The organism is Sphingobacterium bovistauri (assembly GCF_020295405.1).
GTDB lineage: Bacteria > Bacteroidota > Bacteroidia > Sphingobacteriales > Sphingobacteriaceae > Sphingobacterium > Sphingobacterium bovistauri.
This window is the reverse complement of record NZ_JADEYP010000050.1, coordinates 1-8,596: the sequence shown is the minus strand read 5'-3', so window position 1 is coordinate 8,596 and position 8,596 is coordinate 1. Positions and strand designations below refer to the sequence as shown.

8 protein-coding genes and 2 tRNA genes are annotated in these 8,596 nt (G+C 32.4%); 9 read left to right on the top strand and 1 reads right to left on the bottom strand.

The features are described 5' to 3' along the window. The coding region (locus IPZ78_RS16930) for a transposase (RefSeq protein WP_225553275.1) at positions 1–280 on the top strand (280 nt) is incomplete at its 5' end. A 107-nt stretch (positions 281–387) separates the two neighbouring features. Here the strand turns inward: IPZ78_RS16930 and IPZ78_RS16925 are convergent. Then, positions 388–461: transfer RNA gene (locus IPZ78_RS16925), tRNA-Arg, on the bottom strand. Between the two features lie 207 nt (positions 462–668). Between IPZ78_RS16925 and IPZ78_RS16920 the strand changes: the two genes are divergently transcribed. The 8 genes from IPZ78_RS16920 to IPZ78_RS16885 all read left to right on the top strand — a co-directional run bounded on the left by IPZ78_RS16920 (position 669) and on the right by IPZ78_RS16885 (position 8,304). Further along, entirely contained in the window at positions 669–1,193 is a 525-nt protein-coding gene (locus IPZ78_RS16920) for a YceI family protein (RefSeq protein WP_225555165.1), read from the top strand. A 91-nt stretch (positions 1,194–1,284) separates the two neighbouring features. Next, positions 1,285–1,369, top strand: a tRNA-Ser gene (locus IPZ78_RS16915). Between the two features lie 613 nt (positions 1,370–1,982). Next, positions 1,983–2,783 (top strand): DUF4393 domain-containing protein, encoded by an 801-nt coding sequence (locus tag IPZ78_RS16910; RefSeq protein WP_225555164.1) that lies wholly within the window; start codon positions 1,983–1,985, stop codon positions 2,781–2,783. Between the two features lie 169 nt (positions 2,784–2,952). After that, the gene (locus IPZ78_RS16905; protein WP_225555163.1) at positions 2,953–3,651 is read left to right on the top strand and encodes a uracil-DNA glycosylase family protein; all 699 of its coding nucleotides are present in this window, start codon (positions 2,953–2,955) and stop codon (positions 3,649–3,651) included. Positions 3,652–3,808: 157 nt separating this feature from the next. Further along, positions 3,809–4,264, top strand: coding sequence for a hypothetical protein (locus tag IPZ78_RS16900; protein ID WP_225555162.1), 456 nt, complete (start codon positions 3,809–3,811; stop codon positions 4,262–4,264). Positions 4,265–4,427: 163 nt separating this feature from the next. Beyond that, on the top strand, positions 4,428–4,934 hold the full coding sequence (locus IPZ78_RS16895; RefSeq protein ID WP_225555161.1) for a Crp/Fnr family transcriptional regulator: 507 nt from the start codon (positions 4,428–4,430) through the stop codon (positions 4,932–4,934). A gap of 56 nt (positions 4,935–4,990) precedes the next feature. After that, entirely contained in the window at positions 4,991–5,542 is a 552-nt protein-coding gene (locus tag IPZ78_RS16890) for a DinB family protein (RefSeq protein WP_225555160.1), read from the top strand. Positions 5,543–6,105: 563 nt separating this feature from the next. Beyond that, complete coding sequence (locus IPZ78_RS16885; protein ID WP_225555159.1) at positions 6,106–8,304, top strand: glycoside hydrolase family 3 N-terminal domain-containing protein; 2,199 nt, start codon at positions 6,106–6,108, stop codon at positions 8,302–8,304. Positions 8,305–8,596: the final 292 nt, after the last annotated feature.

Below are 8,596 nucleotides of genomic sequence, written 5' to 3'. Positions count from 1 at the left end.
CTTAGGTGACATCTTCAATAAATGTAAGGATAAAAAAGTTGCTTTTACAAAGTTAGGACTGTGGCACAATCAAGTAGAAAATGCGGGAATTGCTTCATTTGAGAGTGTAGCAAAATCAATTGCTGCTCACCATCCTCAAATTCTACATTACTTCGACAATAGAAGTACAAACGCGTCCGCAGAATCCTTCAATGCAAAACTTAAGGCATTCAGGAGTATGTTTCGAGGTGTAAGAGATACTACCTTTTTCCTATACAGAGTGATGAAATTGTATGCTTAAAAATGATTATCCCCCCAAGGATTCAGCTTGATCCGCTATATTTTCTGTGTTACGAAAAAGAAATACAATAAAAAAAGCCTTCTATTTCTAGAAGGCTTTGAAAGTCGTACGCCAAAAGGGATTCGAACCCCTGACCGACGGTTTAGAAAACCGTTGCTCTATCCAGCTGAGCTATTGGCGCCTCCCTTTCGGTAAGACAAAAGTAGTGTTTTGTTCATTATTTGCAAAATATAAAAGCTAATTTTTATTCAAAACACAATAACTAATTGCTATACAACCGAATATTTTTTCTATTTTTCTTAATCTAGATTAAGAATTAGTATATCGAAAACATTTTACCTTTGTAAAAGACAGAAATATATAATATCCATCATAAAAAAACTTAATTATGGCAAATTGGCAACTCGACAACGCACACAGTGAATTAGAATTTAAAGTGCGTCACATGATGATTTCAACTGTAAAAGGACAGTTCAAATCTTTTGAAATAAATGTAGACAATGCAGAAGAAAAACTCGAACTAGCCCAAGTACAGGTAAAAATAGATGTTGATTCTATTGACACCAAAAATGAACAAAGAGACCAACATTTAAAAAGCGCTGATTTCTTTGATTCAAACTCTAATCAATTCATTACATTCAAATCTACTTCAATCAACAAAGAAGATGACGAAAACTATAAAATAGTAGGAGATTTGACGATCAAAGGCATCACGAAATCCGTGGCAGTAGATGTTGAATTTGGCGGCATCGCTAAAGACCCTTGGGGGAATGATAAAGTTGGCTATACAGTAACTGGAAAGATAAACAGAAGTGATTTTGGCTTGAACTGGAACGCAGCATTAGAAACTGGTGGTGTAATGGTTTCAGAGGAAGTAAAATTTTCTGCTGATCTACAATTTATAAAATCTTAATTATCAAACAAATATTGACTTCACAGGCTTTAAATGCAGATTATTTTAAAATAAATTTTGCAAATCAGCCTGAAATTTCTACTTTTGTGGCGGAGAGCTGGCAGAGTGGTCGAATGCGGCAGTCTTGAAAACTGTTAACTGTCACAGGTTCGGGGGTTCGAATCCCTCGCTCTCCGCAAAAGAAAGAGCAACTGTAAAAGGTTGCTCTTTCGCTTTTAAAGGCACTTTTCTATCTTTACTTCTTATAAGATTTTCAATAAATACTCGACTTTAACAACGCTATTTTGATATAGACACATACATTTAATCAAATACAGCTACCCTTCTACATAAAGCTACCCCTATATATCTTTATTCAGCACTTCCACTTCTCAATATTTTGATCTAAACTCCAATTAACAACTATTTTGCTTTATGTATACTTGTTGCGTATTATTTATAAATATGGAATCTAAAATTATCTCCTTTATAAAAAATACGCGGAAAAACAGCAACACTAACACCTTGTTTAACAATACGTTATTTAGTATTTATTGATTTATCAAAATTTATTATATTGCGTATATAATTATGATGATACGAAATACGCTTCGCTCCTTTCGTATCATCGTACCGGCGGCTTGCACCGCCTGATGCACTCGGTCGCTTCGCGTACCTTCGCACATCAGACGGTTTGGCGCAATTTCAAGCTCGAGCAAGCTCGATCGAAACTGCGTCAAGCCGCCGGTACGTTAGCGGTTATTTTAGAACAAACAACTCAACAGAATATAACGACAATTTAAAGCAACTATGGCAAACAATGAAATAGTGGGTTTGGTAAAACAAACGCCTCAAATTCTTACGACAATCTATGGAGACCTTGCTCAACCGGCTGTTAAAAAGGTAGGAACAGCATTAGAAACTGTGTTTGAATTTAGCACATCAATTCTTTTGCCTATTAAGCTCCTAAATGAAAAGTTTAAATTGAACTTCGAAAAAAGACTTAACGAGTATAAAGAAAAGTTGGAAAAGGTACCAGAGGATGACATTTGTGAGGTTAATCCACAAATAGGAACACCATTAATTGAAAAATTGAGTTATACAACAAATGACGAAATAGCTGATTTATTTACAAATCTTCTGATAAAAGCAAGTTCGACCAAAACTGTAAACCTTGCTCATCCAAGTTTTGTTCAACTAGTCGAAAGATTATCAGTTGACGAAGCAAGAATTATTAAAAGTTTAAAAGGGAAAGACATTATACCTTGTATTACTTTCAGAGCACATATGAAAGAACAAAGCAAAGGCTTCTATGAAATCTTAAAAAACGGAACAATGCTTCAATTTGACATTGAATTATTATTCCCACAAAATATTTCTACCTACTTAGACAATCTTACTTCAATGGGGGTGTTGGACATTTCTCACGGGCTTCATAAGATGGACGACAATATTTATAACTCAATTTACGAGAATTATGGATACGACAAAGTCAATGAAAACTACATAAAAACAGACCAGTTTAGTCGTGTTGAAAAGAAAAAAAGTTACTATCAAATCACCGACTTTGGAAAAACATTTATACACGCTTGCAACTCAATCGAAAAGTAAAAACAACCGCTAATACGGTATTGCCAAAATTGCGTCAGAAGTGCTACTATGAAACTTTTGTGCTAAATTCAACGGCAGTAATTCTATTGAACTTTAGTGCTAACAATACGCCACTTCGGCAATACCCAAAACGTGATACGACATTTTACCTAACAATTGTCAAAATATTATGAATACACAACTCCAAAATATTTATAATGAAAAATGGAATACCTTTTCTATAAAATTAAATGAAATTTTACAAGATGATTTAAAAGAAAACAAACCTACAAATCCTCTTTTATTATTTATTAATGAAGAAAAATATCAAAATGCAGATATAAAAATTATGATATTTGGACAAGAAACAAATGATTGGGCAGGTAATTTTCAAAATGACATTAATATTTCAATTAATACCTATGATGAATTTTACAATTCAAATGCTTGTTATAGCTATGGCAAGCAATTTTGGAATGGATTCAACAGATTTTTAACTCTATTGAATAAAAAATTTCCAAATAAAAAAATTGAAGCAATTTGGAATAATGTTATTAAAGTAGGCAATTCTGGTAGAGATAAAAATTATCCTCCCGAATATATCTACAATATAGAAAAAGAATATTTCAATATAATAAATGATGAAATCAATATTTTAAATCCAGATATTATATTGTTTATGTCAGGACCAAATTATGATAATGAAATTAGAAATTCATTAAAAAATATTCAATTTGAACATTTTAGTCAAAATTTTTCTGAAAGACAAATAGCAAAGTTGAACTATCATAACTTTAAAAATATTTATAGAACATATCACCCTAATTATCTTTGGAGAAATAATATTAATTCATATTTTTCTGAAATTATTAATGACATAAAGCTATAAAACGTCGTATAACATCTTTTTTGCGAAATAGTGGCTTAAGTCTAAAATTTAAAGTTCCGGCTTTTGCTGACCGTGTCACCAAATTGAAACCTTTTGCTTCAATTTACACCACTATCGCCAATACGCAACCCTCTAACAGAAATCTTAAACCAACATTATGGAAATAATTCAATTAATTAAAATCGGCAACAGCAACCCCAAAGTAGAAAATTCAATTGCGCAATTCAAAAAATTAATAGAAATTCTAAACACTAAAAATCTTCCCGAAAATATTGTTGAAAAAATTAACTCTGAAATATCAGTATTAAATTCCTCTGAAGTCGATGGTAATTTATTTTTACATTTATTAAAAAAGAGACAAAATGCAATTACCAAGCTAATAGAAAAGGAACTAAAACTTGTACCAAAGAATCACTATAGAAATTTATGGTTAGTTTTAGGAATGACTGCATTTGGATTACCTTTGGGAGTTGTTTTTGGATTAAGTCTTGGAAATATAGGCTTATTGGGAATTGGATTGCCTATTGGAATGGCTATAGGATTACTTGTTGGATCCTTAATGGATAAAAAAGCACTTGAAAATGGAAAACAACTTGATATAGAACTAAAATAAAACTTATGCTAACAAGGGTTTAGCAGAATGGTGATTTACATGTGTAGTTGAGTATTGTACATTGCATCGACTTTTATGGTGTATTGATAGTTGTGCACTCCCCCATTGGCAAATACCCAAAACGTTGGCTGCAAGCCATATCTAAACTTACGACTATACAGAAATGAAAGAAATTATTGAACTTTCGAACAAAGAAATAACAATTAACAGAAATGAGTTTCTGAAAGTAAAAGGAAGTATTGATACCAATTTGTATTACATCAAAAGCGGAAGTTTAAGAGTTTTTGTGTTGGACGATTACGAAGAACAAACAATTCGTTTTGGCTACAAAGAAAATTTGATCGTTTCGTTAGATTCTTTTTTAACGGGAAAACCTTCTGATTTATATATTCAAGCAATTAAAAAGACAGTTGCAAAAGTCATTACCAAGAAGCAAATTGATAAATATTTAGAAAACGAATATAATCGAAATATATGGATACAGATTTTAGAAAACTTGGTTATTCAACAAATGGAACGTGAAATTGATATTTTAACAAATTCACCAAAAGAAAGGTATGAAAGAGTTTTAAAACGAAGTCCACAACTTTTTCAAGAAATCTCGAACAAGCATATTGCCAATTATTTGCGAATGAGCGCCGAAACTTTATCAAGATTAAAAAAGTCTTGACTTCAATCAATTTTTATAGCTAAGATTTTCTGAAACTTTGTGTAAAATTAAAGATTATGCAATCGGAGAAATTAATATTAATGCTATCGGAGCAGACAAAACAAATCATAAACCAAACAGAAAAACTAAAATCTTATGATTTGACTACGTTAACATGGAAAGAAAACGTGACCTCTTGGAATATTTTGGAATGTTTGGAACATTTGAACTTATATGGCGACTATTATCTACCGCAACTGGAAAATAAAATCAAAAATTCAACAAGCAAACCTGACCTAGAATTCAATAGTGGAATTTTAGGGAGTTACTTTTCAAAAAGTATGTTGCCGAAAGAAAAATTGAATAAAATGAAAACATTTAAAGACAAAAATCCATTAAATGTAGACCTTGATAAAACTGTTATTGATAAATTTATTGATCAACAAATCAGACTTTTGGATTTGTTAGATCAATCTCGAAATGTGAGTTTAAATAAAGTAAAAATTGAAACATCAATTTCAAGTATCATCAAACTGAAACTGGGTGACACTTTTCAGTTTTTCATCAATCATATTATTAGACATTTAAAACAAATTGACAGAATACAACAAACAATGAAAAATACCTAACAGCCAAAAGGTATTGGCAAAAGTGGGGTTAAAATGCTAAATTGAGAGTTTGTGCTTTAAATAAACGTTAGTAATAAATTATATTTTACACGGAACCCCGTTCGAATGCAGAACTCCAAAACGTCGAAAATGAGTAAATCAAAGCCATATAGAACTATGACTTTATACCAATCTATACAGAAGCTTCCTACTACTAACCAAAGTCACTGTATAGCAGCAGTATAAAATTAATGGCTTTATGTGTTATAGAAAAACCTCATTGACAACCCTTTATCAATTATTTTGCAGCAGTAAAAACCATTTATGTAGATAGTGCCAAATATCACCCTTTATTTCTTTAATGCGTACAATGAAATACCGAGTTACACCCCTCTACCCATCTTCGGTTATTTTATTATTAGTATAATTATCCCTACATACAGTTATATTCTCACAAAACTAACTACCCAATCAGCTACAGTTTTCATTTTAAATCAGTTCAAACATTTAATTAGAATTAATAAAACATACTTTAGCGCCATTATCGTAGATAAAAAATAAGTAATAATTAACAACCGAACTTAATGAAACAAAATCAACTAAAAACCCTAACTCTTTTATTTATATTTTTCTCAGGTATCCAGTCAATGGATGCACAGGAAATATATAAAAATCCAAAAATGACAGTACAAAAGCGTGTTGAAGATTTATTGAAACGTATGACACTCAAAGAAAAAATCATGCAACTAAATCAATACACGGAGGGTGAAAATGATAACCCAAATAATATTGAGAAATCTGTTAATCAATTATCTCCAGAAGTTGGATCTTTAATCTTTTCAAGTTCGGACCCTGTTTTCAGAAACAAAATTCAAAAGAAAGCTATAGAAGAATCTAGACTAGGTATTCCTATTTTATTTGCTTTTGATGTCATCCATGGTTACAAGACCATCTACCCTATTCCATTGGGTCAGGCGGCTTCTTGGAATTTAGAATTAGCACGCAAAGCCTCAGAAATAGCGGCTAAGGAATCTAGGTTGGGTGGTATAGAATGGACGTTTTCTCCTATGATTGATGTGGCTTATGATCCGCGCTGGGGAAGAGTTTCGGAAGGTTATGGGGAAGATGTGTATACCAATGCCTTATTTGGAGCAGCGACAGTACTGGGTTATCAAGGCACAAATCCTTACGATAGTCTTCATGTGGCCGCATGTTTGAAACATTATATTGGCTATAGCCGTAGTGAAGGAGGACGTGACTACGTATATACAGATATTTCGGATCAGGCTATCTGGGAAACCTATATGCCTCCATATATAGCAAGTATCAACGCTGGTGCTGCAACGATAATGAGTTCATTCAATAATATTAATGGTATTCCCTCTACAGCTAATGTCCATTGGTTAAATGATGTTTTGCGTGAACAATTAGGCTTTAACGGACTGATTGTTTCGGATTGGTATGGTATTGATCAATTAAAAAACCAAGGTGTAGCTAAAGACGACAAAGAAGCTGCTTATAAGGCTTTTATAGCAGGAACAGATGTGGATATGGTTGATAATTTGTATGGAAAAAATTTAGAAGAACTTGTAAAGGAAAAGAAAATCAGCACAGCATCTATTGATAAAGCTGTACGTCGGATTTTAAAATTAAAATTCGAGTTAGGCTTATTCGATAAACCATTTGTAAATGTACTCCCAAATGAAAAGCGTTTCTTACTTCCAGAAGATATTAAAGTTGCTGAAAAATACGCCGAGGAATCAATGGTTTTGTTGAAAAACAAAGACAATGTATTACCATTGACCCATGTTAAAAACATCGCCTTGATAGGTCCATTTGCTAAAGACAATGATCACGTGATGGGATCCTGGCGCGCATTCGGAAAAACAAAAGATGTACTACCACTATATGATGGAATGCTGAAAGAGTTTGAAGGCAAAGCAAATTTTGAATACATCAGAGGTTGTGATTTTGAGGGGGATGACAGATCAGAATTTGATGCAGCATATACTATTGCTTTAAAATCAGATGTAGTAGTTCTCTATTTAGGCGAAAAAGCATGGTGGAGTGGTGAAAATGCCTCTCGCTCTACCCTATCCCTACCATCTATACAAGAAGAATTAGTTAAAAATTTAGCCAAAGCGGGCAAGAAGATTGTTTTGGTTCTGACCAGTGGTAGACCAGTGGAATTACATAGAATTGAACCACTAGTAGATGCTATCGTAGCTATTTGGCAACCAGGTACAGCAGGCAGTATGCCTTTGTCTGGTATTCTTTCAGGTAGAATCAATCCATCTGGAAAACTGCCTATCACATTTCCACACTCTACTGGCCAAATTCCTATTTATTACAATTACAGACAATCTGCTCGTCCCTATCAAGGTCACTACCAAGATATTCCGGCAGAACCTTTGTATAAATTTACACACGGTCTAAGCTATACTACGTATGAATACGGAGATATAAAATTATCAAAACAAACTATTAATAAATCTGAAAAATTAACTGCAACTATCACGGTAAGAAATACAGGTAGTAAAGATGGTTTGGAAACGGTGCACTGGTTCATCCAAGATGTTGTAGCGACTATTTCAAGACCAGTGAAAGAATTAAAACATTTTGACAAACAATTAATTAAAGCTGGTGAAACTGTTACATTTACATTTGAAATAGATCCAACAGTAAGTTTAGCCTATCCAAATGAGAAAGGAAAAAAGATCTTAGAAAGTGGTGACTTTAATCTACTGGTAGGTGATAAGAAAGTTCATTTTGAATTAAACTAACCTATTTATAAGCTATATATTATCTCATAACGACTTGAAGTGTGCGCTTATTAACGTATAAACTAATTTTTATTTTTAGCCTAACGATGTTATGGTCTTTAAAGCGTAAAACAGACGCTAACCTTATAAAAATTAAAAAAAGGAAACAAATAAGTTATCTTAAAAAGACACTGTCTTATAAAGTGTGTAAATAATAAAATGTGGAGTTCATAAATAATTGGATTCCACATTTTTATTTACATAACTTTATTATTATGATTGACAGAGAATCATTATTAAACGACAAAGAGTT

Excerpts from the sequence above, each read along its gene's own strand:
- IPZ78_RS16920 (WP_225555165.1), top strand. The coding sequence starts at position 669 with ATGGCAAATTGGCAACTCGACAACGCACACAGTGAATTAGAATTTAAA.
- IPZ78_RS16910 (WP_225555164.1), top strand. The coding sequence starts at position 1,983 with ATGGCAAACAATGAAATAGTGGGTTTGGTAAAACAAACGCCTCAAATT.
- IPZ78_RS16905 (WP_225555163.1), top strand. The coding sequence starts at position 2,953 with ATGAATACACAACTCCAAAATATTTATAATGAAAAATGGAATACCTTT.
- IPZ78_RS16900 (WP_225555162.1), top strand. The coding sequence starts at position 3,809 with ATGGAAATAATTCAATTAATTAAAATCGGCAACAGCAACCCCAAAGTA.
- IPZ78_RS16895 (WP_225555161.1), top strand. The coding sequence starts at position 4,428 with ATGAAAGAAATTATTGAACTTTCGAACAAAGAAATAACAATTAACAGA.
- IPZ78_RS16890 (WP_225555160.1), top strand. The coding sequence starts at position 4,991 with ATGCAATCGGAGAAATTAATATTAATGCTATCGGAGCAGACAAAACAA.
- IPZ78_RS16885 (WP_225555159.1), top strand. The coding sequence starts at position 6,106 with ATGAAACAAAATCAACTAAAAACCCTAACTCTTTTATTTATATTTTTC.